The organism is Nonomuraea aridisoli (assembly GCF_003236395.1).
Taxonomy (GTDB): Bacteria; Actinomycetota; Actinomycetes; order Streptosporangiales; family Streptosporangiaceae; genus Nonomuraea; species Nonomuraea aridisoli.
Genome location: NZ_POUD01000060.1, coordinates 15,521 through 38,797, shown reverse-complemented (window position 1 = coordinate 38,797; position 23,277 = coordinate 15,521). Strand labels below are relative to the sequence as shown.

The following is a 23,277-nucleotide window of genomic DNA, read 5'->3' as shown; positions in this document are numbered from 1 at the left end:
TGTTTGAGGAGGAGCGCGATGTACTCCTCGTAGAAGCGGTCGAGCTCCTCCTTCGTCATACGGGCCACCGCCCTGGAGCCACGGGCCCAGCCCGGGTCCGCCTTGAAGGCGGCCGGGAAGCGCTCGACGAGGGCGCGGTCCTCCTCGAAGCCGACGCGGTGGAACTCCTCCAGCGCCTCGCGTTCCCCTGGGGGCAGCTCGCCGGGGGTGGGCAGCCGGATGTCGCGGGGCAGCCGGGCCCGCCGCCACCAGCGCTCGCGGCCCGACGAACGCTCGGGGATCTCCTCGATGAAGCCGTACTTCTCCAGCTGGCGCAGGTGGTAGCTGGTGGTGCCGGTCTTGGCGCCGAGCAGCTCGGCCAGGGTGGTGGAGGTGGCCGGGCCGTGCACGTTGAGGTGGGTGAGCATGCGGCGGCGCATGGGGTGGGCCAGGGCCTTGAGCCGCTCGGGGTCGTCGAGCACGTACGGCCGGCGGGCCTCGTCATCCTTCATGAGGAGCAGGCTAGTACCGCAGAACGATATCTGCAGACATCCCTTTGCCGAGACTTCTCTGCAGACTACTGTCGGCATTATGACCAGATTATTCGCGGCCGTGGTCGCCGCACTCGTCCTGGCCGTCACGGCCCCCGCCCTCGCCGCCTCACCCTCCTCACCGCGCGGCCTGGGGCCGCCCGGTGATCTCGTGGCGGACGACGTGAGCTTCCGCGGGGGCGGCGGGCTCGTCCTGCACGGCAGCGTGATCAGCCCGCGCGGCGGCTCCGCCGGGCGGCCGGGCCTCGTCCTGGTGCACGGGGCCGGGACCGGGACGCCCCGGGAGAAGCTGATGGCGGAGGCGGTCGCGTTCGCGCGGCAGGGACTGACCGTGCTCGTCTACGACAAGCGCTCGGAGGGCTACTCCTTCTTCGAGCGTTCGTACGCCGACCTCGCCGAGGACGCGCTCGGGGCCGTCGGCGTACTGCGGCGGCAGCCGGGGGTGGACCCGGCCAAGGTCGGGATCTGGGGGTTCAGCGAGGGCGGCTGGGTGGCGCCGATCGCGGCGGCGAAGTCCAGCGACGTCTCGTTCCTGATCCTCGTGGGCGCGAACGGGCTGCAGCCGCTGCGGCAGCAGGTCTGGGCGGTGGCGTCCGGGCTGCGCAAGGCGGGCGTGGGCGGCCCGCTGGTGGACCTGACCGTGCCCAAGTTGTACCGGGTGGTCGCGGACGGCGGGATGTTCCCTGAGCCGTACTTCGACCCGGCGCCGGTCGTCGGGCGGGTACGGCAGCCCGTGCTGGGCGTGTGGGGCGTGCACGACCTGCTGACGCCGCCCCGCGAGTCGCCGCCCCTGCTCGCCGCTGCGCTGGAGGCGGGCGGGAACGGGCACTACACGTTCCGGTTCTTCCCCGACGCGGACCACGCCGCCCATCTCACCCCGGACGGCGGCGTCACCCGCCTGCCCGAGCTGGCCCCCGGGTACGCGGAACTGGTCGGCGATTGGGTGACCGACGTGACGTCGGGCCGCCCGCCCGCGACCCAGGTCTCGGGCCCGGCGCCCGTGCAGCCGGAAGACACCACGCCCGTGCCGCCGCCCGCGTGGTGGGAGTCGGCCTGGGCGCAACTCGCGGCTCTCGTGCTGTTCCTGGTGGCGTTCGGCGGCTACCCCGTGACGGCCCTGGTCCGCAGGATGAGGGGGCGGCGACCGAGCACGGCTCCCGCGCGAGCGGCGCGGGTGGTCAGCGCGGGCGGCCTCGTGACGATCTTCGGGGCGTTCGCCTTCCTCGTCCATCAGGTCATGACGGGCGGCAAGCTGGCCGCGCCGGGGCCCGTGGTCGTGGACCGGCCGCTGGTCTGGCTCGCGCTGCAGGCGCTCGCGGCGGTGACCGTGGTCGCCACCGTGCTGACGGCCGCGCGGTGGCGGCGTTCGATCCCCGTGGGAGAGAAGGTCCGGCTCGGGTTGCTGATCGGCGGCGGGGTAGCGTTCGTACCCTGGGCGCTGTCCTGGGGGCTGCTGCTCCCCTGACCCCCGCCGGAGCGGCGGTCAGGTTCACGAGGCTCAGCCGATGCGGCTGTTCACCGCCGAGTTCGTGTCGCCGCCCCACACGTCGTCGTCCTCGTGCAGCCACGTCGTGGACTCGCGGTCACTCGACTCTTGCCCCCCGGCGCCGCCCATGGCGCCGGCCATCGGCACGAAGGGCATGCCCACGCCCATGGCGGAGCCCCCGCGGGCATTCATCGCCGTGCCGGCGGGCATGACGCCGCCGGCACCGCCGTACGTGCCGGGGCCCGTGGCTGTGCCGGGCGAGTACGGGGAGCCGGACGGGTTGCCGTAGCCGGGTACCGTGCCGGTGGGCGACGAGGACGCGGGGGTGGCGGTGTTGAGCGGGATGTGATCCTGCAGTCTCGTGGTGGGGTCGGTGCCGCCGGTCGGCGTCTGGCCGGGGATCCCGTTGCCGGTGGCGTCCGGGTTGTGGGTGTACGAGCCCGTGGAGCCGTCCGGGTTCTGGGTGCTCGAGCCCGTGGAGCCGTCCGGATACGGCGTGCCGCCGGTGCCGGTCGTGGGGCCGCCCGGTGAGCCCGCCGATCCCGTCCCCGGGTGGCCCGGGACGGTGTACCCGCCGCCGGCCGGATCCGTGGAGCCGAACGTCGGGCCGTCCGTGCCGGGCGTCCCGGCCGGCATGCCCGACAGGTCGCCGGTTCCGTACGACGCCGGCGAGACGCCGCCCCCGCCCGTGGTGTCGAAGGGGTATCTGACCGGATCCGGATCCGGATCCGGTCCCTGCGGGAGGTGGATGTCGCGCAGTCTCGTCTCGACCGTGTCCGGCATCTGGCTGTAGATGCGCTGGAGGTCGTCGCCGAACGTCTTCAGGTGCAGCCCGGCGAGCTCGTCCTGCGAACCGAAGTCGAGCCGGTTGCCGCCGTCGCCGGCGCCGCTCGTGGAGCCGTTGTAGACGCGGTAGATGTCGGCGATGCTGTCGTTCCAGGTGCCCAGCATCTGGTTGTGCCACGTTGGCTGCATGAAGCCCTGCCAGCCGTCGTCGAGGAACGCCTGGTGATCCCTGACGACCGTGTTGAGGTGCCCGAGAGGCGTGGACATCCGCATCATCTTGTCCGCGAGCTCCCCGAGCGTGCCGTGCAGGGTCTGGAGCGCCCTCTGAGCCTCGACCGAGGCCGGTCCTTCCCAGTGCTTGGCCAGTTCGAGGGCCTGTTCGTAGACCGCCTGCCGGGCGTCGTCGACCACTCGGTGGGCATCCGAGTAGGCGAGGGACGCCTCTTCGATGCGCGGGGCGTCGATGTTCTTGATGAGGTCCTTGACCTGCTGGACGTTGCGGCCGGACGTCTGGACGTCCCAGCTGCCCCGTGACGGCTTCAGGTGGTGGGTTTCCTGCCGGTTCTCACCCAACGTCGGTCAGACCTCGCCCTCGTTGGCCGTGTTCGTGGTCCCGTAGGTTCCCGCGCCGGTCTCGATCAGCGAGATCGCGGTCTTGAAGTTGGCGACGACCTGGCCGTAGACCTCGATGAACTCCTGGTGGCTTCTCCCCAAGGTCTCGGAGAAGAGCCTGCCGCCCTCCCAGTTGGAGATCATCTGTAATTGGGTGCGCAGCTGGTTGACCCCGCCATACGACGTGAGGTCCTCGACCGAGCCCCTGCCGTCGGTACCCTGCCCCTCGAAGGGCTTCAACTCCTCGCGCAAGGCGGAAGCGACACTCTTGATTTTCTGGGCGCTGTACGTCACACCGTCTCTCTCGGCGTCCAGACCGGGCCAGTTCTCAGGTGTGTTTCCCACGAAACCTCCCCCTGGGTGCGTCGCTGTTGGAGCTTACTGGAGCATTTCTTTTCCGTACAGAAAACCCGTAGTCCCCATGCGTAACATATCCAGATATGCAGACCCAGAAGGATCTCTACCAGGCGCACCGGCTCATGACGCAGCGCTTGGGTCTGGCCCTGCTTCAGGGTGAGCCTGATCTGCCGGAGTCGCCGATGCGACGTCACAACGTGGCGACGTTCGCCGGGATTCTGATCGCGGTCCTGGTGGTGGCGGGATTCGGGATCTGGGGGCTGATCAAACCGGGCAACGCGACCAAGCTGACCGACGCGGGGCAGTTGCTGGTAGAGGAGGAGACCGGCGCCTCGTACGTGTACAACCAGCAGGAGAACAAACTGCAGCCGGTGGCCAACTACGTCTCCGCGCGGCTGCTTCTCGACAGCCAGGACATCAAGGTCCGCACCGTGTCCGCGGAGTCGCTGGCCTCCTTCGCCCGCGGGCGCAAGGTCGGCATCCAGGGCGCGCCCGACTCGCTGCCCAAGCGGGAGAGGCTGGTCAAGGCGCCGTGGTCGGCGTGCGTGACGGAGGCGGCCGACGCCTCCGGCGTGCGCAGGCCGTTCGTGACGCTCATCGGCGGCATCGACGTCTCGGGCACGCCGGTGAGAGACGAGGCGCTGGTCGTCAGCGACGGACAGCAGACCTGGCTGCTCTGGGCCAATCAGCGCATGCGCGTGACGAACGTGGACCGGCTGACCGACCAGACGCCGCGCCGCGTGCCGGCCTCGTGGATCAACGCCATCCCGTCGGGCGTGGACTTCGCCGCCCCCCAGGTCCTCCAGCGCGGCAAGAAGGTCGCCGGCCCCGGCGGCGGGACCGCCAGGGTCGGGCACGTGTACAAGGTCGCGCCGGTCGCGGGCTCGGCCGAGCGCTGGTACGTGCTCCTCGCCGACGGGCTCGCGCCCATCACACAGACGCAGGCGATCCTGCTGCTCCAGGACCCGGCCATCAAGACCGTGTACGGCAGCCGCCCGGCGCGCGAGACGCTGATCGACGCGGCCACCGCGAACGCGATGAGGGCGTCCAAGCAGCGACTTCTGAACAGCGGCCTGCCCGCCACCTTGCCACCCTTCCGGGCGCCGGGCGTGTCCTCCCCCCTCTGCGCCGTGTACGACAACACGATGAAGGGCTCCACCAGGGCCGTCCTGACCACGGGGGGCAACCTGAGCATTCCGGCTCCGCCGACCGGCGCCGGGCCGGAGAAGGTCGACCAGGTGCTGCTTCCGCCGGGCACCGCCGTGCTGGCCGGCACCCTTCCCGGCGACGGGCAGCTCTCGGCCGTCCGGCAGTACTCGCTCATCACGGATCAGGGCAGGCGGTTCCCGCTGGCGTCGGCGGACGTGGTGGGCAAGCTCGGCTACGAGGCCGCAGACGTGGCTCCGGTGCCCGCCCACCTGCTCCGGCTGATCCCCGAAGGCCCCGCGCTGGACCCGGTCGCCGCCCGGACGCCCGTGCAGGAGGTCGACGTCATCCAGCCCGCGACCACGACCCCCTGACGGAGGCGGCTACGCCGGGTAGCTGCCGCCGTTCAGGTCGAACTTGGGGGTGAGGGCGCCGCTCTTCTCGTCGTACGTCATCTCGGTGCCCGCGAACGGCTCCTGGCCGATTCCCAGGGTGCTGGCCTGGGTGGGCATGGCCTCCAGCCCGGGGAAGATCCGGCCGGCGGTCTCGGCGTACGTGTTGGCGACATACATCAGACCGCCCAGGGTTCCGACCACGTAGAGGTGTTTGCTGAACACCTTCTGCATCATCGTGGTGATGGCTTTCGCCACGACGCTCTCCGCGACCACCGTCGCCGCCTTGCCGATGGGCCCGGCGAGGTTGGACGCGATCTTAGCGACGCCCAGCGTCAGCATCCCGGCCGCGACGCCGGTGCAGACGACGGCGCCGATCTTGAAGAAGCCCGCGGATGACTCGACTCCTTCGCCGGTCGCGTTACGGCTCTCCTTGAGCTGCGCGAGCGACTCCTTGAAGTCGCCGTGGACCTTGTCGAACGCCTCGAAGGCGCCGCCCTCCCACGTGCCGGTCTCCTTGAGGTAGTTCCTCAGGTCCGTCAGCCCTCGCTCGAGATCGTCGAGCTCGCTCACCACGCCGTTCTGGGCGATGGTGCGCCAGTTCCTGGCCGAGTCGGCCATCCCCTCGGGGTCGGACACCATCGTGCCGATCGTGGCGGCCACGTAGAACGCCCACGGGCTTCTGATCATGAAAGCGGCGGCTGTGGCCGTTCCGGCGGCGCCCCAGTACATCTCCTTGTAGACGCTCACACGTCCTCCGCCCCGATCACCCGAGGCGCGATGTCCTCGTCACCGCCCCAGACGCCTTCGTCCTCGGACAGGCCGACGGTCTTCTCGCGGTCGCGTTCCTCGTTGCCGGCGCCCGCTCCGCCCATCGGCATGAGGGGCATCATCGGCATGCCGGCCGCGCTGGTGCCGCGCGGCCCGGCCACGCCGGGGGGCAGGCCCGCGTTGGCGCCGGCGCTCGTGCCGAACCCGGCCCCGGGCATGGTGCCGGGCATGGTGCCGGGCATAGTGCCGGGCCCCACACGGGTGCCCAGGCCGGAGGTGTCCGCCGTAGGCAGGTTGGTGCCGATCTGCGGAGTGGTGGGCTGGTAGGACGACAAGTCGGTCTTGGACGGGTCGTTCAGCGCCGAGTCGATGCTGGGCACCTTCATGTCCGCGGGATCGGTGCCCGGCAGGTCAGGCCGGGGCAGATCCGTACCGGGAAGGTCGGACCCCGGCAGATCGGTCCCGGGAAGGTCGGACCCCGGCAGGTCGGTTCCGGGCAGATCCGTACCGGGAAGGTCGGACCCCGGCAGATCGGTTCCCGGCAGATCGCTCCCGGGCAGGTCGGACCCCGGCAGGTCGGACCCCGGCAGGTCGGACCCCGGCAGATCGCTCCCGGGCAGGTCGGTCGCGGGCAGGTCCACGTTCTCCATGACGGGCAGGTCCCCCGCGCCCAGACCGCCGCCCAGACCAGCCCCGCCGAAACCGCCGTCGCCCAGGCCTTCCCCGCCGAAACCGCCGCCCTCGTCGGCCGCCACGTAGTTCTCGTCGGCCGCCTTGAGGGCCGGCTGCCAGCTGGCCAGCGCCCGGCGTGCCTTGGCCAGCGCGTCGTTCTGGGTGCGTATGAGTCCCTCGTGCACGCTCTGGAGGCCGGAGCCAGCCACCCCGAAGTGGGGCCAGGGAACGGGAAGGTCGCTGGACCTCCCCGCCAGGCTGTCGATGAGCTCGGTCTGGCCCTGGATCTTGGTGCCACCGCTCTCGAGCTCGTGCTTGGTGAACGAGATACCGGAGGACAGCCCGGGGAGTTGCCCGCCGCCGAGGTTGGGCCAGGGCGGGTTACTCATGCACTCATCCGATCACCGGGTCTGTCGTGTCATGCCCGCAGGTCCAGGCACTCGCGTCCTCCGACAGGTACGTGCTCCGCTCCAGATCGGTATGGTCGCCGACGGCCCCGCCCCCCATGAAGGGCATGAACGGCATGCCGTTCGGGGAGCCGGGGACCGCGCGCCCTGCACCGCTCACCAGCGACGTCACGGGTCCGCCGCCCACCCCCGGCGAGCCGATCACCGACGGGAGGCCCAGCGAGCCGACGGGAGTCGGGGTGTGGATCGTTGAGGGCGGGATGAGGCTCGTGCTCGGAGAGATGGGGCTCGTGCCCGGAGGGGCGAAGGTCGGGTTCGTGAGCGTCGTGGCCGGCGGCTGGTAGCTCGCCACGTCGGTCCGGGTGGGATCGGTGCCGTTCACGCCGTCGGTGACCGTCGTGCCGTCGCCGCCGATGACCGGGGGGACCGTCTCCCCGACGCCAGGGACCTGCGGCTGCCCGGAAACCGGGTTCGCGCCCGGATCAGTCACTGGGCCGGGCGTGGCGGGGTCACCGGCGCCGGGACCGCCGCCTGCGTCCGAGCCGCCCGGATTCGTGCCGCCCGGATGCGTGCCGCCCGGATTCGTGCCGCCCGGATTCGTGCCGCCGACGCTCTGACCGCCGGAACCCTGGCCGCCGGAACTGCCGCTCCCCGGGTTCGATCCGGAGCCGGATCCACCACCGGTGCCGTACGAACCCGTGTAACCGGACCCGCCGTCGTACGAGCCTCCGCCGTCATAGCCCGAGGAGACGAAGGTGGGGCCCCGCATGCCGGAGCCGGTCGGGTACCGGGGATCCCGGGTCTCGGCGGGAGCCTCAGGGATGGACACCGTCGGCAACTCGAAGGAGACCTCGTGCGGGACCGTGAGGTCGTAGATCGACTTGATCTGCTGGTTGAGGTCGTGGAGCGTGCGCTGGGCGTGCGTGTTCTCGAGCGCCTCCTTGACCACTCTGGTCTCGGACTCGGTGCCGACGCCCGCCGGGACGTTCTGCTCCTCGTTGACCTTCGTCCTGGCGTCCGAGAGGTGGCCGGAGTACAACTGGAGCGCCTGGCCCATCAGGCTGAGCTTGCTGCGCAGTTCGTTGCCGGAGGCGTGCAGCAACTCCAGAGCCGTCCTGGCCTGAACGGCGTCCGGGCCCGTCCAGATGTTGAGGATCTTGCCGGCATGCTCCTCAAGGACGTTGACAGCCTGCTCGATCTTGCTCGCCGCGTTCATGTACGTCTGGCCGGCTCCCGAGACGTAGCCGGGATCGGTGCCGTCCAGCCAGCCCTTGATCTCTGGCTTGGTGTTCCGCGGCCATTCGCCCTGTGGCGTCTGGCTGAAGTCCGCGATGACGACGACCTCACGCTCGCTGCCCATCAGGCATCACCCTCGTTGGCACGGCGCGCCCTGTCGTGATTGTCGGCACTGGCCTCGACGGCCTCTACCACCTTCTGGTAGGCGTCGATGAACCGCTGGTACACCTCGGCGAACTTCCTGCCCGCGTTGTCCGATCCCACGGTCGAGGCGAGGGCCAGCGCGTCGCTCCATCTGCCGATCTGAGAGGTCGAAAGACCTCCCCCCGCCGAGGGCTCGATCTGGTTGATGTTGCCATTGGGCCGCTCGCTGTTGCCGAGCATCGCGTCGAGGCTGGACCTCAACTCCGTGGCGATGGCTCGCATCTGGGAGGGGGAGTTCTCCCGTGCGGCGCCGCCGTCGAACAGATGGGGGTCGACCGACAGCGGGTCGCTGCCCCCGTACATCGCGTCCTTTTGCGTCATCCTCGCCCCCAGGAACATGACTCTCGGTCATCACCGGAGGCGACGACCGAGAGGATGGACGAACTTACCTAGTCCGTCCAAATGGCAATGTTGCGTCGCTCGGCGTTCTGGTAGTTGCCCCTGGCGACATCGACTGCCACCGCAGCCTGGAACAGCTGCTGGCCCATCTCCTTCTCGAGGGCGTTCCACTGCTCCTTCTTGGCGTCGAAGAACTGCTGGGCCTCGCCCTGCCAGCTCGCGCCGAGCTCCTTCCTGATGTCCTGGTACAGGTCGTCGGTAGCCCTGTCGAGCTCGGTGACGATCTTCTTGAGTTCCTCGTAGGCCTTCTCGAGGGAGGGGAAATTGACATATGTGTAATCGTCAGGCGCCGGGGTTGACATGGCGTTCTCCGTCCTGCTCAGCGGTTGGCGTTGATGAGGGAGTCGATGCGTCCGCCAGAGTGCCCGGCGCTGTTGAAGCCCCCGGCGATGTCCATGTTCTCGTCGGCCGCGTTCCGGTAGACGCCGGCGCCGATGTTCAGCCGGTCGTAGATGTCCTCAAGGATCTTGATGACTTGCGTGAACTCGGTGTCCCACCGATTCATCGCCTGAGCGAACTGGTTGTACGCGCCGCCCTGCCACTGCAGGCCGGCCTTGATCTCCTGAACTCGCAGCCGCATTCCCTCGATGTACTGCGCGGTGCTCTGACAATAGCCCGCCGCAGTCGTCAGCTGAGTAGGGCTTGCGCCGTACAGTGACACTGGATCTCCAAAGGTCTACGTGGCCTCGTCTGTTACGGCGGGCGTTGACCTCCGAAAGCAACTACCCCCCGCGAACATCATCAAATGGCATGTTAGCCACCATCAATCCCAGAAGTCACATAAATACAAGATTACGAATTGGTAGCGCTATGCCTACTTTCCGATAAATTCGCTGGTCGAAGGCGCGCCGCCTCTCGACATGAGGGCACGGAGACGCTTACAGGGTCGCGTCAGAGCTCGAGTCGGCGGCGGATCTTGTCGAGCCGGCCCATCACGTCCTCGAACGCGCGATCGTAGAGCGGCTCCGCCTCCTTCGCCTTGCCGATGATGGAGGCGGGATCCGACAGCAGCCTGAGCGGATTGGACTCCTGCCCGAACAGCTCTCCCGCCTCCTGCGTGAGCCTGCGCTGGAAGTCGTCCGTGGCGTCGCGGAGCGTGGCCTTGATCATCTCCGCCAGCTCCCCCGAGGACAGCCGCATCGCCTTGGGGTGCAGCTCCAGCTCTCGCACGCCCTCCTGCCCGTACTCCACGGTGACGAACCCGTCCTCGTCCTGGGCGCGGCCGACGCACGACGCCGCCCTCTCGCTGAAGGTGCCGAGCAGGGCGAGCTGCTCGTCGGCCCCCTTCACCAGCTTCTCCAGATCGACCTTGGCGAAGTCGCCGAACTCCTGCACTCTGCCTCCTGCTTCGAGAGATTCCCGGCCGGTGTCAGCCGGACAGACCGCGCACCCAGCTGTAGACCTCCAGCACGCCGAGCGCGAGCGGGAACAGCTGGACGATCAGTACGATGTCCACGATGTCGCCGGCGCGCCCCCAGAACGGCGAAAGCTTGCTCATCGACAGCCATATGCCGATGCCCACAGTGATCAGCGCCAGCCACAGGACGGCGATGGCCACGGCCAGCGATCCCACGATGCCGCCGTCGCCGAAGAACGACAGCGCCAGCATGGCGAGCCCGGCCAGGCCGCCGCCCACCAGCCAGATGCGCTGGCCGAGACTGCGGAACACCCGGGCCCGCATGACGAGCGACAGCGACAACGACACGGTCATGACCGACGAGACCCAGTAGTCGTCGAGCACCAGCAGCACCTGAGTGACCAGCGCGCAGATCCCGACTCCCGCGATCATCCCGACGGCGTAGCGCTGCGCCACCCTGGTGCGCTCCTGGATGGCCGGGGCGTCCAGGCGCTGGTTGTCGCTGCGCAGTTCCTCGGCCGTGGTGGGCATCGCGGGCAGCGGCACCTTGGCCAGCCTGAACGACAGCGAGGGCACCAGCGGCATCAGAGCCAAGATCAGGGCGATGGCCACGGCCGCCACACCGGCGGGCGGCGCCGACCACACCATCACCACGGCCGAGCAGATCGCCCCGACGGTGGTCGCGATGGCTGTGCCGAGGAAGCCGGGCACGCCGTCGGAGATCAGCGCCCCGCCGAGCGCGGCGACCAGCGCGGTGCAGGCCATCGCCGCCAGCAGGTGGGGCGCTCCGAAACCGAGCGCCGCCCCGCCGGCGGCTGGGGCGAACAGGCCGGCCACGAACCCGTACGGCAGGGCGGCATGCCCTACCAGCGCCCCCGCCTGCGAGTCGCCCACGGCCCTGGACAGCAGAGTGCCAGTGACGATCAGCAACAGCGCCAGCAGCGCGGCGGTGATCGTGATGGTGAGCCCGGACATGCCGGACAGCACCAGGCCGACGGCACCGAGCACGAGCAGGCCGGTGGCGCCGCTCGCGCCCAGGATCCTTGAGTGCTTGGACGTCCAGGCGCCGCGTCCCTCGCGGACCCGGCTCGCCACCACGTCCGCCACGTCGTCGTAGAGCGCGGGCGGCAGGATCGCCTCACGCGGCCTGAGGTAGAGAATCTCGCCGTCGAGCACACCGAGCGCTCCGAGGCTCTGCCCCAGGTCGAGCGGCGCGCCGCCGAGCCGCTGCAGCGTCCAGCCGGGCGCCGCCGCGGCGTCGCCGCCGATCTCGCCCAGCGCGCGCAGCAGGGACGGCAGCACGTTGGGGAGCGGGATGTCGGCGGGCAGCGCGAGGTCGGCCTTGCGGCGCGGGCCGACGATCGTCACGTGGCACTGCGTCGGCAGGGGCACCGGCACCTGCGGGAGCGCGCCCTGCTGGATCGGGCCATGCCCCGGCGGCGGACCGGGCGGACGGCCCGGGAAGCCCATCGGGGGGCCGTACATCGGTGGAGGTCCAGGTGGTGGCCCCTGAGCCCTCAGCGGTCCGGGTGGAGGCCCCTGAACCATTTGTCCCATTCCTAACCTCTCGGTCCCCACCTATGGTCATGGACAACACAGAACATATCTGGTCTCTTCTGATAAGAACGTCTCGATGAGCATCGTCGTCGTACGCCGCCCTGAACGCCGCCCCGGCCCCAAGCCCCCGCGCGGTGAGATCCTGCTCGAATCGCCTCCTGAGATTCCAGAAGTCCAGAGTCAGGGATTCACCGCGGTGCTCACCTACATGCCCATGGTCGCCGGCGCCGCGGCGATGGGCCTGATGTTCACCGCGGGCGGCAACAGCAACCCGATCATGTACGTGGCCAGCGGCCTGTTCGCGCTGTCCATGGTCGGGATGACGATCGGTCAGATGAGCCGCCAGGCCGGCGAGCGCAAGTACCGGCTCAACGGCGCCCGCCGCGACTACTTCCGCTACCTGAGCCAGGTACGCAAGCGGGCCAAGCGCGCGGCCAGGCAGCAGCGTGAGGCCCTGGAGTGGAGCGGGCCGGAGCCCGATGCCCTGTGGTGGATCGCCATGGGGCCGCGGCTGTGGGAGCGCCGTCCCCGCGACGAGGACTTCGCCACCGTACGGCTCGGCACCGGCGTCCAGAAGCTCGCGATCCAGATCATCCCACCGGATTCCAAGCCGGTGGAGGATCTGGACGCGCTGTCGGCCGGCGCGCTGCGCAGGTTCGTCAGGGCGCATTCGACGGTCGCGGAACTGCCCGTCGCCGTCGCACTCGGCTCGTTCGCCAGGATCCGGCTGACCGGCGAGTCCGGGGTCGTGCGGGACCTCGTCCGCGCCATGATCGCCCAGCTCACCGTGTTCCACTCCCCCGACGACATGCGGATCATGGTGTGCGCCGGCGCGGAGACCATGCCCCACTGGGAGTGGATCAAGTGGCTGCCCCACGCGCTGCACCCGGAGAAGGTGGACGCGGCGGGGGCCGTACGGCTCATGACGGAGAACCTCGGCGAGCTGGACCGGCTGGTCGGCGACGAGCTCAAGGAACGCGCCCGCTTCCGGCCCGGCGCGCCGGCCGACGCGCTGCCTTACCACGTGCTCATCGTGGACGACGGGCACGTGCCGCATGACTCACAGCTTGGCAGCGACGCCATCCACGGCGTAACGGTGATCGACCTGTCCGGCTCGACCGCCGACGTCGAGGAGCAGAACACGCTGCGGCTGCATGTCCAGCCCGACGGCTTCCACATGGTGAAACTCGACCACGCGGGCAAGGAGCGCCGGACCCGCCTCGGAGACCCCGACCGGCTCGACTACATGCGGGTGGAGGGCCTGGCCCGCCAGCTCGCGCCGCTGCGTGCCTCCGCCGCCGTCGCCGGGGAGAGCGAGGACGTGCTCGCCGTCAACACCACACTGACCGAGCTGCTCGGCGTGGGCGACCCGGGTCGGCTCGACCCGTCTGTGACCTGGCGGCCGCGCGCCGGCCGCAACAGGCTGAGGGTCCCCATCGGCCTGGGCGGCGACGGACGCGTGGTGGAGCTGGACATCAAGGAGTCCGCGCAGGGCGGCATGGGGCCGCACGGCCTGGTCATCGGCGCCACCGGCTCCGGCAAGAGCGAGCTGCTGCGCACGCTGGTGCTCGGCCTGGCCGTCACGCACTCCTCGGAGACCCTCAACTTCGTCCTGGTCGACTTCAAGGGCGGCGCGACGTTCCTCGGGCTGGAGTCGCTCTCCCACGTCTCGGCTGTCATCACCAACCTGGCGGACGAGCTGCCACTGGTCGACCGCATGCACGACGCGCTGCACGGCGAGATGGTGCGCCGGCAGGAACTGCTGCGCTCGGCGGGCAACTACGCGTCCCTGCGCGACTACGAGCGGGCCAGGGAGCAGGGGGCCAACCTGGCGCCACTGCCCACGCTCTTCGTGGTGCTGGACGAGTTCAGCGAGTTGTTGTCGGCCAAGCCCGAGTTCATCGAGCTGTTCGTGATGATCGGCCGGCTGGGCCGCTCGCTGGGCGTGCACCTGCTGCTGGCCTCGCAGCGCCTGGAGGAGGGACGGCTGCGCGGCCTGGACACCCACCTGTCGTACCGGATCGGCCTGCGCACTTTCTCGGCCATGGAGAGCCGGGTCGTCCTGGGCGTGGCCGACGCTTACGAGCTGCCTTCCGCGCCCGGCAACGGATACCTGAAGTTCGACACCACGGGCATGACCAGGTTCAAGGCCGCGTACGTGTCGGGCCCCTACCAGCCTGACTCCCGCCACTCCGGCTCCGACGACGGCCACACCGTGCTGCGGGAGGTCGTGGAGTACGGTCCGGCGTACGTGCCGCTCCCGGTCGTCGAGCAACCGGCCAAGAAGGAGCGGAAGTCGGAGGTCGCGGAGCTCGACGAGCGGGCCACGCAGCAGAACAGCCTCCTCGACATCGTCGTACGCCGCCTGGCCGGGCACGGCCCCGCCGCGCACCGCATCTGGCTGCCACCGCTCAGCGAGCCGCCCACGCTCGCCCACCTGTTGCCGGCGCTCTCCGTCACGCCGGAGTTCGGCCTGTCCACGACCGGCTGGGAGGGACGGGGCAGGCTGCACGCCGTCGTCGGCATCATCGACAAGCCGTTCGAACAGCGTCGCGATCCGTACTGGGTGGATCTGTCTGGCGCGGCCGGGCACGTCGGCGTGGCGGGCGGCACCCAGAGCGGCAAGACCAACGTGCTGCGCACGCTGATCACCAGCATGGCCCTCACCCACACACCGCGCGAGGTGCAGTTCTACTGCCTCGACTTTGGTGGCGGCGGTCTGGCGGCCCTGGATGGGCTGCCGCACGTAGGCGGCGTGGCCACCAGGCTGGACGCCGACCGCGTGCGCAGGACCGTCGCCGAGGTCTCGGGGCTGCTGCGGCAGCGTGAGCGCGAGTTCAACGACCGTGGCATCGAGTCCGTCGCCACCTACCGGCGCATGGTCGCCGATGGCAGCCTCCAGAGCGACGGCTGGGGCGATGTGTTCCTGGTCATCGACGGCTGGCTGACGATCAGGCAGGAGTTCGAGGGGCTGGAGGCCATGATCACGGATCTGGCCGCGCGCGGACTCGGTTACGGCATCCACGTGATGGTCGCGACCAACAAGTGGTCGGAGTTCCGGGCGGGGATCAAGGACCTGTTCGGCACCAGGATCGAGTTCAAGCTAGGCGACCCGTACGAGTCGGAGATCAGCAGGAAGGCCTCGCTCGCCGTGCCCGAGGGGGTGCCCGGGCGGGGCCTGACCAGGGACGGCATGCACTTCCTCGCCGCGCTGCCCAGGATCGACGGGCGGACCACCGCCGACGACGTGCCCGAGGGCGTTCGGTCGCTGGTCGAGCTCGTCCGCGAGTCGTGGCAGGGCCCCGCGGCACGGCCCGTGCGCCTGCTGCCGTCGCTGCTGCCCGCCGCCTCCCTGCCGGTGCCCGAGCAGACGGGCCCGGGACGGATCGCGATCGGCATCGACGAGGACTCCCTCTCCCCGGTCATGGTCGACTTCGACGCCGATCCGCACTTTGTCGTGTTCGGCGACAACGAGTGCGGCAAGTCCAACGTACTCAGGCTTCTCATGGAGGGCGTGGTGGCGAGGAGGACGCCGCGCGAGGCAATGATGATCGTGATCGACTACCGGCGCTCGCTGCTGGACACCGCCGTGACCGACCACCGCATCGGCTACGCCGCCTCCAGTACCGCCGCCGCCGAACTGATCCAGGAGGCCCGTTCCGCGCTGCTCAAGCGGCTGCCGCCGGCCGACCTCACGCCGGAGCAGCTGCGCGCGCGCAGCTGGTGGCAGGGCTCCGATCTTTACATCGTGGTCGACGACTACGACCTGGTGGCGACCTCCAGCAATCCGCTGGCGCCCCTCGCGGACCTGCTGCCCCAAGCTCGTGACATCGGCCTGCACCTGGTGCTGGCCCGGCAGAGCGGCGGCGCCAGCCGGGCCATGTACGATCAGGCCGTCCAGCGACTGAAGGAGATGGCCAGCCCGGCCCTGATCATGTCGGGCAACCGCGAGGAGGGCCCGCTCTTCGGCAACGTCCGGCCGCAGGCGCTGCCGGCGGGCCGTGGCTTCTACGTCGACAGGAGGTCCGGCTCGCGCCTGATCCAGACGGCGTTCCTGGAGCCGTCGTGACGCCGCCTCGCCCGTCGCCATCGAAACACGTATGACCGTGGCCAGCCTCGGCCCACTTCAGTCAGGGGAGTTTCATGGGTTTCGTGGATGTGCACGTCCAGGCGCTCGAAGAGTGCGGACGGCAGAGTCTCAGGGTGCGTAACATGCTCGACGTCGACGACGCGTTCGTCGGCGGCGACAGCTCCCGGCCGGGCGAGGCCAGGGCCGCCGTCTTCGGCGACATCGAGGGCGCCGGCGCACTGGCCGCCAAGGTGAACGCCGTCTGGAGGTCGATCGAGGAGGATCTCGGCGCGGGACGCAACCGCCTCAAGAACGTCCACGACGCCCTCGGCGAGGTCGCCGGCAACTTCAGGGCCGCTGAAGGGGCCAGCGGCGGATGAGTCTCGTATCGACGCTGGCCTCGCTGAAGCGGAAGCTCGACGGCGACCCGCAGGAGATCAGGAACATCGCCGCCGCCCTGCGCACGGTGGCCGAGCACGTCGCCACGTCCACCGGCAGGATCACCGCGTACGTCGACGAGGTGGACAAGGCCTGGCAGGGCGGCTCGGCGGATGCCTTCGCCACGTACATGACCGCGTACCCGCGTGCCGGGCAGAGCCTGAAGGGCGCGATCACCTCCTGCGCCTCCGCGCTCGACACCGCCGCGGGGGCTCTGGAGACCGCCTACAACACGGTCGACGGTCTCCACCGGAACGCGGTGGCGGAGGAGAACGCGTACAAGCGGAGCCATCCCGACGCCTCACAGGCCGACATCGACGGCCACCTCGGCGGCGTGGCGTCACTCAGCGGGGCGGCCGGCAAGGCCGGCCAGGCCGTGACCGACGCGGAGAGCGCCCTGAGCACGGCCCTCCGGGCCCTCGACCGCGAGCTCGGAGAGGACGGCTTCCGCTTCTTCCACGGCATCCGCCAGCCCGGCGGCACCGACTTCCAGTCCGGTGAGCACGAGGTCGACTGGACGAAGACGGCCGGGTACCGGCCCACCACGACCCTCGCCTCGGCAGGCGCTCCCGGCGACGGCCCGGGCGAGGGCGGGAGCGGCGGTGCCGGGAGCGGTGTCGGGCCGGCGTCGTCGTACGGGAACGCCCCCGCGCCCAAGGCCCAGGTCGTCGACTGGATCAAACAGGCGCTCACCGTCATCACGTCGCCGGAGATGGCCGCGATCATGCGACGGCGCGGTCTGGACGTGAGCGATCTGGACCCGAACGATCCCGCCGACATCCAGCGCATCTGGACGATCATCTACCACGAGTCGGGCGGCAATCCCAACGCCGTCAACAACTGGGACATCAACGCCAGGAACGGTGTGCCGTCCCAGGGCCTCATGCAGACCATCCCTCCCACGTTCAACGCGCACGCCCTGCCCGGCTACGGCGGGATCCGGGAGCCGGTGGACAACATCATCGCCGGAGTCCTGTACACCTACAGCCGCTACGGCGACCTCGCGCACCACCCCGGCATCCACTCGCTGGAGAGGGGCGGCCCCTACCGGCCCTACTAGCCGCGAAAGCGCGAGAAACGCAGGGTTACGGCAACATGAAATGCAACTTCTCATTCCCTTAATGCGCTAAAACGGCAATTTGTGCTACATGTCCCGATGGTAAAAAGATCGAGTGTCGACTGATCGTCCATTCGCCTCCTCATCCCCCTCGGACGGCGCCTCGCCGACCTCCACACTCACGGCGGGCCCGTCCCCCACCGGCGCGACGCAGTCACCCGCTCCGACGCCGTCGTCCGGCCCGACGTCGCTGCCCAGCATGGTGAGCCCGTGCCCGCACGTTCCACCGTGCCCGCCGCCAGCGTGCCTGCCTCCGACGCTGCGGCCCGCCTCCGCGCTTACCTCCACGAGCGCAGCCGGCAATCCGTCCAGAGAGGGCGGCAGCTCGAGCGGCGGCTCCCAATTGCCCGGCTACGAGGTAGAGGCAGCCCACCTCGACACGTTCTCTGGGACCATGCACAGCACGGCGACGGGGGTGGACCTGACCGGGAACCGGACGCCGCGCTTCGAGGGCTGGAACCTGGCACCGCTCGCCGGCGTGCCGCTGATCGGCCTGATGTTCGTCGGCCGCCTCAACACCATCGCCGACACGTGGCGGGACACCAGCGGCATCCTGAGCAACGTCCTCAGGGACGACAGCGACAAGATCACCAGGTCGGCTGCCAACTACCGAGCGGCCAACATGGACAGCGGAAGGCCTTAGAGGATGTCGACCCCACCGAACCAGCCGCCGAAGCTGCTCGTTCCCGGCCGGCCCACCGTTCCCCAGGGCGCCCAGCAGCTCTACGTCACCAACGCCGGCGGGACGGTGACGAAAACCATACCTGTGCCTCCGGCCGCGGCGACCCGTACCGACCCGGGCTTCTTCAAGCGCCTCGTCGGCCAGCTCAACCCGCTGCGACAGACCACCAGGGCGGCGACGGTGATGTCCGGGCTCGGCGTGGCCACGCTCGCCCTCGACGTGGCGGCCACGGTCAACCTCGGTAACCCGTTCCTGTTCTACGACCGCCGCGAGACCTGGAAGGAGATGTCGGGCTCCCTGGAGGGCAACCGCTCCAATCTGTGGCGCGACTACTTCGACAACATCGCGCCGAACTGGAAGGGGCACGCCGCCGAAATGCTCCAGCAGTACGTGCGATTCAACGTCAACGGCCTGTTCAGCCAGCTCGGCAAGGTCAGCGACGAGATGAGCGGCGCCATGCACAGCCAGTACAAGGAGGTGCTGGAGTACGACTTGTCGGTGTTCGGCCTCTACGCCGGCTCGGCACCGATCCTGCGCACGCTGGCCGGCATGAGCGCGAACCCGGTCGCGCGCGCCGTCCTGATGACCCAGGTCGGCGTCTTCACGACGGCGCTCGGCAACCTGGTCAAGCAGTTCGCCGACATCTACAACTCCTACGAGGGCGATCTCAACAAGCTCGAGCTGAAGCTGAACGACCTGAGGGGCGCCTTCTACTCGTCCGGCGACCCCGCTCAGGGGGCACGTCAGCTCAACCTCTCTCCCACCATCGCGGACGCGAAGACCGTGAAGAACATGTGGATTCCCGCGGGGGCGGCGGAATGAGCGACGTCAGTGCCTTCGCCGAAGGCGGGGAGGGCGATGTCACCAGCCTGGTGCGCCAGGTGAACGAATGGACCGGCGTGCTGAACGAGAGGCTAGCGACGCTGGCGCGCGAGCACCTGGACGGGACGGACCGCACAGGTGTCGTACGTGCCAGAGTCTCGGGCATCGGTCGGCTGATCGGGCTGACCATCGACCCACGCGGCCTGCGGCACCTCGACCACGTCCAGATCGCCCAGGCCGCCATGGAAGCGATCGGCGCTGCGCGCTCCGCCATGGGCGAACGGCTGACGGAGTTGACCGCCGATCTGGCCGGACCGGACCTGCCCGGTGGCGACCCGTTGGCCCCCCACATCGAGCGCCTGCTGAGGGAGGGCTGACCATGCGGGAGATGGACGAGGCCATGGCACGTCTGGAACACCTCATCTCCACGGCCAGGCAGGCCGAGGAGAGGGCGGCCGAGTGGAGCACCCGCTGGCACGTCGGCCGCGCCGACGAGGGCAGGATCGTGGCCACGGCCGATGCCCTCGGCACCCTGGTCGCGCTGGAGATCAGCCCGCTGAGCAGGAAACGCCTGGATGCCCGACAGCTGGCCGACGAGATCCTGGCCGCCGTCACGAAGGCCGAGCAGTCCGCCGCCGCGTCCCAGGACGAGCTGCTGCGCGGCCTCCACTCCTGACTCTCACGACGAAGAGGCCCCCTCCGGGCTCGCGCTCCGAAGGGGGCCGTGTGACGTTCGCCGTGCCGGTTCAGCCGCAATTGGCCCAGCTGACCAGGCCGGTGCCGCCGGTGCTCGTGCTGCCCTCGAAGCGGACGCACTTGCCCTTGCCGGGCAGCTTCACGGGGCCCGCGTAGAACTCGTACATGCCCGTGTCGGTCTTGCGGGGCTGGCCCTGCACCTCGATCGCGGCGGTCACCTTGGTGGGCTTGCCCACGTCCGCCGTCTTCATGGTGACCACGCAGTTCTCGCCCGTGGAGGCGTTGTAGAGCTGGACGGTCTCGCCACCGGCGAACGGCATCGCCCGCTGGATCTGGAAGCCGCTCCCGCATACCTGGACAGGCGAGTACGGGTTGCGCATCGGCGCGGCCGTCGCCGGCTTCGTGGAAACCGGCTTCGTGCTCGTGGGTGCCGGCTTCACCACCGTCTGCGTCGGCGCCGGCCTCGACGCGGTCCTGGTCGGCCTCGCCGCGGTCCTGGTCGGCCTCGCCGCGGTCCTCGTCGGCGTCGGCTGGACCACGGTCTGCGTCGGCGTCACGGTCACGGTCAGGGTCGGCGTCAGGGTCGGGGTCGGGGTCGGGGTCGGGGTCACGGTCACCGTGGGCGTCGGCGTCACGGTCACCGTCACCGTGGGCGCGGGGGTCGCCGTGGGTTCGGGGGTCGCCGTGGACGTGCCCGACGGGTGCACGACAGGTTCCTCACTGGCCGTCGGCGTAGGCGTCGCCGTACCGGAGGCGGTCACCGTCACCGTCGGCTTGCCCGTCACCGGCTGCGGGACCGTGGCCTGCGTGGTCGGCAGCACGTACTGGGTGACCTGCGGCGGGGACGGGACCGTGCTGAGCTCGGGCGGCGTAGGCATCGTCCAGTCCGTCGGCAGCACCATCGGGGCCACGTCCTCCGGGTCCGCGGTGGACGCCCACGGCACGGCGACGTCGGGCTGGTTCTGCTGAGGCTGGCCCGTGCCCGGCTGGCCGGGCTGCCCGGGCTGGTCAGGCTGAACCGGCCGGCTGGGCTGGCCGACACCGTTGCCCGTCCCGGTGATGCCCGCGCCACCATCGGACGGACTCGCCCCCACTTGCAGGGCGACGGGCTCGAAGCGCTGCGTCGAGGCGTACTGGTTGGCGCCCCACAGACCGACGCCTGACAGCAGGGCCAGCGCGCCGACGGCGGCCGCCAGTCCTACCGGGAACGGTCTGCGGGGCGCGCGCGAGGACACCGTCTGCCCCTGAACCGTCTGTCCCTGAACCGTCTGTCCCTGAACCGTCTGTCCCTGGACCGGTTGCCCCTGGACCGGCTGCTGCGGCGCGTCCTGCGACGGACCCCACGTGGGTCCGCCGGGCGGCAGCGCCACGCCCTGCACCGGCCCGGGGCCGGCCTGCAGGGGGGCGCCGTGCGGAGGGCCGCCAGTCGCGGGTTCCTGCGCGGCCGGCGGCGGCCCCCACTGCTGGGTCGGCACCACCGGAGGCATCGGAGGCACCGGGGGCACGCCGGTGACCGGGACGCCCTCGATCGGCGCGCCCGCCGTGACCGGCGGCTTCGGCATGACCGCGGCCTCGCCGCGCTTGTTGCCGAGGAGCTGCAGCAGAGCCATGTACGTGGTCGGGCGCCGCCCGGCGTCCTTGGCCAGGGCCGGCAGCACCGCCCGCCGCAGCGGGTCGGCCAGGTCACCGACCTCCGGCTCCCGCTCCAGCACCGCTTCGGCCTCCTGACCGAACGGCGGCTTGCCGGTCGCGGCGAACACGACCAGCGCGGCCCAGGAGAACACGTCGGCGGCCGGACCATAGCCCAGTCCGTTGATCTGCTCGGGCGCCCGGTAACCGACCTCGCCGACGGGTGCGCCGAGGTCGGCGTCCGTCACGCGGGGGCCGTCCGAGCCGATGATGACGTTATGGGGGGTGAGCCCCCGGTGCGTGATGCCCGCCAGATGAACGGCGGTCAGCGCGGTCAGCACGCCGACGGCCATTCGCTCCAGCGCATCGCCCTGGAGCGGGCCGTCCTGTGCCACGACCTCGGCCAGCGTGCGACCCTCGACGTACTCGCGCACCACGTACGGCTGGTCGCCGTGTCTGCCCGCCTCCAACGTCCTGGCGACGTAAGAGCTCGACACGCGTTGCACTCCGGCAAAACGCGCGACGTCGTCGCCGTCCGATTCCGGAGCCGGCAATAGTTTGATCACTCGTAACGGCGCGTCGTCGGACTCCCTGCCGAGCAAGGCCGGGCCACGCGGGCCTTCGGCTAGTCGCCCGGAGATGACATACGCGCCCAGGTTTTCTGGATCACCCGGCCGCAGGGGGTGCATCTCCATTCCCTCCACTTATCCACGATCTTGAAGGGACATTCAACCAAATCAGCCACATTTGTATCAGTGGTTTCAGGCACGAGTTGATATTTCACCACCCAGCAACGTTCAGGACACGCGGCCGGCGCGCCATCCCCGCCGGCGTCCGAGGGGGACGAGAAGCGCGAGCGCGCCGACCACCATGATGGTGATCAGCACGCCGGTGCCCACGGCCATGGAGATGTCGACGGCGCTCTGGTCGCGCGGCGGCGCCTTGGCGATCGCGCCCGGCGGGAGCGCGGGCGGCGGCGGCTCGGCCACGACCGGTGCGCCGGCCTCTTCGTAAGGCAGCACCGCCGTGAGCGCGAGCAGCGGGTTCACCATCCCGGCACCGACGCCCGCGCCGGTGCCGCCGTCCGCGGTGGCGATGATACGCCGACGCACCTGCTCCTGCGTGAGCTTGGGAAAGCGGGCCCGCACCAGCGCTGCCGTGCCCGCCACGTACGGCGCGGCGAAGCTCGTGCCCTCCAGCCCGCGCATGTACCCGCGGCCGGGCCACGGCGCGGTGATGTCCACGCCGGGCCCCAGCACGCCGACGGGCGTGGCGGCGTTGGAGGAGTCGGCGCGTCTGCCGTCAGGACCGGCCGCGCCGACGGCCAGCACACCCTCGTAGGCGGCGGGATAGGCCGGCACGTCCTCGTCGTCGGGGCCCGTGACGTTGCCCGCCGCGGCGACCACGACGATATCCCGGTCGAGCGCGCGCTGAACGGCCGCCTTCAGCGCCGGCTGGTCGGAGGCGCGCACGGAGATGTTGATCACGTCGGCGCCGGCCGCGACGGCGTCGTCGATCCCGCTGACCAGTTTGTCGACGTCGCCCTCGGTACTGTTGCTCTGCTTGATAACGACGATCTCGGCCTGCGGCGCGACGCCGTGAAAGGGAACTCCGGCGTAGTACCGGGCGCTGATGATGCCCGCCACCGCGGTGCCGTGACCCACGCAGTCGCGGTAATTGGTGCGCGTCTCATCGATGATCTTGGAGATCTGCATCTGCGGGTGATAGTCCACACCGCTGTCCACGACGGCGACGGTGACGCCCGCGCCCTGGGTGAGGCGCCAGGCGTTCTTGATGTCGAGCCGTTTCTGCGCCCACGGCTCGCTGACGGGAAGCTTCAGCAGGCCCTTCTTCGGATTGCAGTCCGCGTCCGCGGCCATGGCGGGGGCGGCGAGGTGCACGGCGAGCATGC

22 protein-coding genes are annotated in these 23,277 nt (G+C 70.1%); 9 read left to right on the top strand and 13 right to left on the bottom strand.

Features of this window, described 5'->3' with window-relative positions; translation table 11 throughout:
• Positions 1-491, bottom strand: a 491-nt coding sequence (locus C1J01_RS51260; protein ID WP_111179913.1) for an ArsR/SmtB family transcription factor, incomplete at its 3' end; no start/stop codon positions are given.
• Between the two features lie 79 nt (positions 492-570).
• Between C1J01_RS51260 and C1J01_RS16805 the strand changes: the two genes are divergently transcribed.
• Positions 571-1,995, top strand: a complete 1,425-nt coding sequence (locus C1J01_RS16805; protein ID WP_111179912.1) for an alpha/beta hydrolase family protein — start codon at positions 571-573, stop codon at positions 1,993-1,995.
• A gap of 33 nt (positions 1,996-2,028) precedes the next feature.
• Here the strand turns inward: C1J01_RS16805 and C1J01_RS16800 are convergent, their stop codons facing one another.
• Together C1J01_RS16800 and C1J01_RS16795 are read right to left on the bottom strand one after the other, a co-directional pair.
• The gene (locus C1J01_RS16800; protein ID WP_111179911.1) at positions 2,029-3,375 is read right to left on the bottom strand and encodes a WXG100 family type VII secretion target; all 1,347 of its coding nucleotides are present in this window, start codon (positions 3,373-3,375) and stop codon (positions 2,029-2,031) included.
• A gap of 6 nt (positions 3,376-3,381) precedes the next feature.
• Positions 3,382-3,708 carry a hypothetical protein gene (locus C1J01_RS16795; protein ID WP_111179910.1) on the bottom strand — a complete coding sequence of 109 codons (327 nt, stop codon included), beginning with the start codon at positions 3,706-3,708 and terminating at the stop codon, positions 3,382-3,384.
• A 146-nt stretch (positions 3,709-3,854) separates the two neighbouring features.
• Between C1J01_RS16795 and eccB the strand changes: the two genes are divergently transcribed.
• Positions 3,855-5,291, top strand: coding sequence for a type VII secretion protein EccB (gene eccB / locus C1J01_RS16790; RefSeq protein ID WP_111179909.1), 1,437 nt, complete (start codon positions 3,855-3,857; stop codon positions 5,289-5,291).
• A 9-nt stretch (positions 5,292-5,300) separates the two neighbouring features.
• Here the strand turns inward: eccB and C1J01_RS16785 are convergent, their stop codons facing one another.
• The 8 genes from C1J01_RS16785 to eccD form a co-directional block, all read right to left on the bottom strand.
• Positions 5,301-6,059, bottom strand: a complete 759-nt coding sequence (locus C1J01_RS16785) for a WXG100 family type VII secretion target (protein WP_111179908.1) — start codon at positions 6,057-6,059, stop codon at positions 5,301-5,303.
• Positions 6,056-7,141 carry a pentapeptide repeat-containing protein gene (locus C1J01_RS49870; protein WP_181448792.1) on the bottom strand — a complete coding sequence of 362 codons (1,086 nt, stop codon included), beginning with the start codon at positions 7,139-7,141 and terminating at the stop codon, positions 6,056-6,058. Before C1J01_RS49870 ends, C1J01_RS16785 begins: the two co-directional genes overlap by 4 nt.
• A 4-nt stretch (positions 7,142-7,145) precedes the next feature.
• The gene (locus tag C1J01_RS53080; RefSeq protein WP_111179907.1) at positions 7,146-8,519 is read right to left on the bottom strand and encodes a WXG100 family type VII secretion target; all 1,374 of its coding nucleotides are present in this window, start codon (positions 8,517-8,519) and stop codon (positions 7,146-7,148) included.
• The gene (locus C1J01_RS16770; protein WP_146615627.1) at positions 8,519-8,920 is read right to left on the bottom strand and encodes a hypothetical protein; all 402 of its coding nucleotides are present in this window, start codon (positions 8,918-8,920) and stop codon (positions 8,519-8,521) included. Before C1J01_RS16770 ends, C1J01_RS53080 begins: the two co-directional genes overlap by 1 nt.
• Before the next feature lie 68 nt (positions 8,921-8,988).
• Positions 8,989-9,300: a WXG100 family type VII secretion target gene (locus C1J01_RS16765; protein WP_111179905.1), complete on the bottom strand. Its 312-nt coding sequence runs from the start codon at positions 9,298-9,300 to the stop codon at positions 8,989-8,991.
• A 17-nt stretch (positions 9,301-9,317) separates the two neighbouring features.
• Positions 9,318-9,659: a WXG100 family type VII secretion target gene (locus C1J01_RS16760; RefSeq protein ID WP_111179904.1), complete on the bottom strand. Its 342-nt coding sequence runs from the start codon at positions 9,657-9,659 to the stop codon at positions 9,318-9,320.
• A gap of 230 nt (positions 9,660-9,889) precedes the next feature.
• A complete protein-coding gene (locus tag C1J01_RS16755) occupies positions 9,890-10,333 on the bottom strand; it encodes a YbaB/EbfC family nucleoid-associated protein (protein ID WP_111179903.1) in 444 nt (147 codons plus the stop codon).
• Positions 10,334-10,367: 34 nt separating this feature from the next.
• Positions 10,368-11,840, bottom strand: a complete 1,473-nt coding sequence (eccD, locus tag C1J01_RS16750) for a type VII secretion integral membrane protein EccD (RefSeq protein ID WP_235854479.1) — start codon at positions 11,838-11,840, stop codon at positions 10,368-10,370.
• 148 nt (positions 11,841-11,988) lie between these two features.
• Here eccD and eccCa point away from each other — a divergent pair, with 148 nt between their 5' ends.
• The 7 genes from eccCa to C1J01_RS49860 all read left to right on the top strand — a co-directional run bounded on the left by eccCa (position 11,989) and on the right by C1J01_RS49860 (position 19,716).
• A complete protein-coding gene (gene eccCa, locus C1J01_RS16745) occupies positions 11,989-15,981 on the top strand; it encodes a type VII secretion protein EccCa (RefSeq protein WP_111179902.1) in 3,993 nt (1,330 codons plus the stop codon).
• A gap of 74 nt (positions 15,982-16,055) precedes the next feature.
• A complete protein-coding gene (locus tag C1J01_RS16740; protein ID WP_111179901.1) occupies positions 16,056-16,361 on the top strand; it encodes a hypothetical protein in 306 nt (101 codons plus the stop codon).
• Complete coding sequence (locus C1J01_RS16735) at positions 16,358-17,479, top strand: transglycosylase SLT domain-containing protein (RefSeq protein ID WP_111179900.1); 1,122 nt, start codon at positions 16,358-16,360, stop codon at positions 17,477-17,479. Before C1J01_RS16740 ends, C1J01_RS16735 begins: the two co-directional genes overlap by 4 nt.
• Positions 17,480-17,930: 451 nt before the next feature.
• Complete coding sequence (locus C1J01_RS16725; RefSeq protein ID WP_111179898.1) at positions 17,931-18,179, top strand: hypothetical protein; 249 nt, start codon at positions 17,931-17,933, stop codon at positions 18,177-18,179.
• Between the two features lie 3 nt (positions 18,180-18,182).
• A complete protein-coding gene (locus C1J01_RS16720; RefSeq protein ID WP_111179897.1) occupies positions 18,183-19,040 on the top strand; it encodes a hypothetical protein in 858 nt (285 codons plus the stop codon).
• Positions 19,037-19,417 carry a YbaB/EbfC family nucleoid-associated protein gene (locus C1J01_RS49865; protein ID WP_181448791.1) on the top strand — a complete coding sequence of 127 codons (381 nt, stop codon included), beginning with the start codon at positions 19,037-19,039 and terminating at the stop codon, positions 19,415-19,417. The genes C1J01_RS16720 and C1J01_RS49865 overlap by 4 nt, the downstream gene beginning before the upstream one ends.
• A gap of 2 nt (positions 19,418-19,419) precedes the next feature.
• A complete protein-coding gene (locus C1J01_RS49860; RefSeq protein WP_181448790.1) occupies positions 19,420-19,716 on the top strand; it encodes a YbaB/EbfC family nucleoid-associated protein in 297 nt (98 codons plus the stop codon).
• 70 nt (positions 19,717-19,786) lie between these two features.
• On the opposite strand, the gene C1J01_RS53075 is transcribed toward C1J01_RS49860, so the two are convergent.
• Entirely contained in the window at positions 19,787-22,054 is a 2,268-nt protein-coding gene (locus C1J01_RS53075; RefSeq protein ID WP_181448789.1) for a serine/threonine protein kinase, read from the bottom strand.
• 108 nt (positions 22,055-22,162) lie between these two features.
• On the bottom strand, positions 22,163-23,275 hold the full coding sequence (locus C1J01_RS16705) for a S8 family serine peptidase (protein ID WP_181448788.1): 1,113 nt from the start codon (positions 23,273-23,275) through the stop codon (positions 22,163-22,165).
• Between the last annotated feature and the right edge of the window lie 2 nt (positions 23,276-23,277).

What these genes read in the sequence shown, in the direction of transcription:
- C1J01_RS16805 (WP_111179912.1), top strand. Translation starts at nt 571, where the DNA reads ATGACCAGATTATTCGCGGCCGTGGTCGCCGCACTCGTCCTGGCCGTC.
- eccB (WP_111179909.1), top strand. Translation starts at nt 3,855, where the DNA reads ATGCAGACCCAGAAGGATCTCTACCAGGCGCACCGGCTCATGACGCAG.
- C1J01_RS49870 (WP_181448792.1), bottom strand. Translation starts at nt 7,141, where the DNA reads ATGAGTAACCCGCCCTGGCCCAACCTCGGCGGCGGGCAACTCCCCGGG.
- C1J01_RS53080 (WP_111179907.1), bottom strand. Translation starts at nt 8,519, where the DNA reads ATGGGCAGCGAGCGTGAGGTCGTCGTCATCGCGGACTTCAGCCAGACG.
- C1J01_RS16770 (WP_146615627.1), bottom strand. Translation starts at nt 8,920, where the DNA reads ATGACGCAAAAGGACGCGATGTACGGGGGCAGCGACCCGCTGTCGGTC.
- C1J01_RS16765 (WP_111179905.1), bottom strand. Translation starts at nt 9,300, where the DNA reads ATGTCAACCCCGGCGCCTGACGATTACACATATGTCAATTTCCCCTCC.
- eccD (WP_235854479.1), bottom strand. Translation starts at nt 11,840, where the DNA reads ATGTACGGCCCCCCGATGGGCTTCCCGGGCCGTCCGCCCGGTCCGCCG.
- eccCa (WP_111179902.1), top strand. Translation starts at nt 11,989, where the DNA reads ATGAGCATCGTCGTCGTACGCCGCCCTGAACGCCGCCCCGGCCCCAAG.
- C1J01_RS16740 (WP_111179901.1), top strand. Translation starts at nt 16,056, where the DNA reads ATGGGTTTCGTGGATGTGCACGTCCAGGCGCTCGAAGAGTGCGGACGG.
- C1J01_RS16735 (WP_111179900.1), top strand. Translation starts at nt 16,358, where the DNA reads ATGAGTCTCGTATCGACGCTGGCCTCGCTGAAGCGGAAGCTCGACGGC.
- C1J01_RS16725 (WP_111179898.1), top strand. Translation starts at nt 17,931, where the DNA reads ATGCACAGCACGGCGACGGGGGTGGACCTGACCGGGAACCGGACGCCG.
- C1J01_RS16720 (WP_111179897.1), top strand. Translation starts at nt 18,183, where the DNA reads ATGTCGACCCCACCGAACCAGCCGCCGAAGCTGCTCGTTCCCGGCCGG.
- C1J01_RS49865 (WP_181448791.1), top strand. Translation starts at nt 19,037, where the DNA reads ATGAGCGACGTCAGTGCCTTCGCCGAAGGCGGGGAGGGCGATGTCACC.
- C1J01_RS49860 (WP_181448790.1), top strand. Translation starts at nt 19,420, where the DNA reads ATGCGGGAGATGGACGAGGCCATGGCACGTCTGGAACACCTCATCTCC.
- C1J01_RS53075 (WP_181448789.1), bottom strand. Translation starts at nt 22,054, where the DNA reads ATGCACCCCCTGCGGCCGGGTGATCCAGAAAACCTGGGCGCGTATGTC.
- C1J01_RS16705 (WP_181448788.1), bottom strand. Translation starts at nt 23,275, where the DNA reads ATGCTCGCCGTGCACCTCGCCGCCCCCGCCATGGCCGCGGACGCGGAC.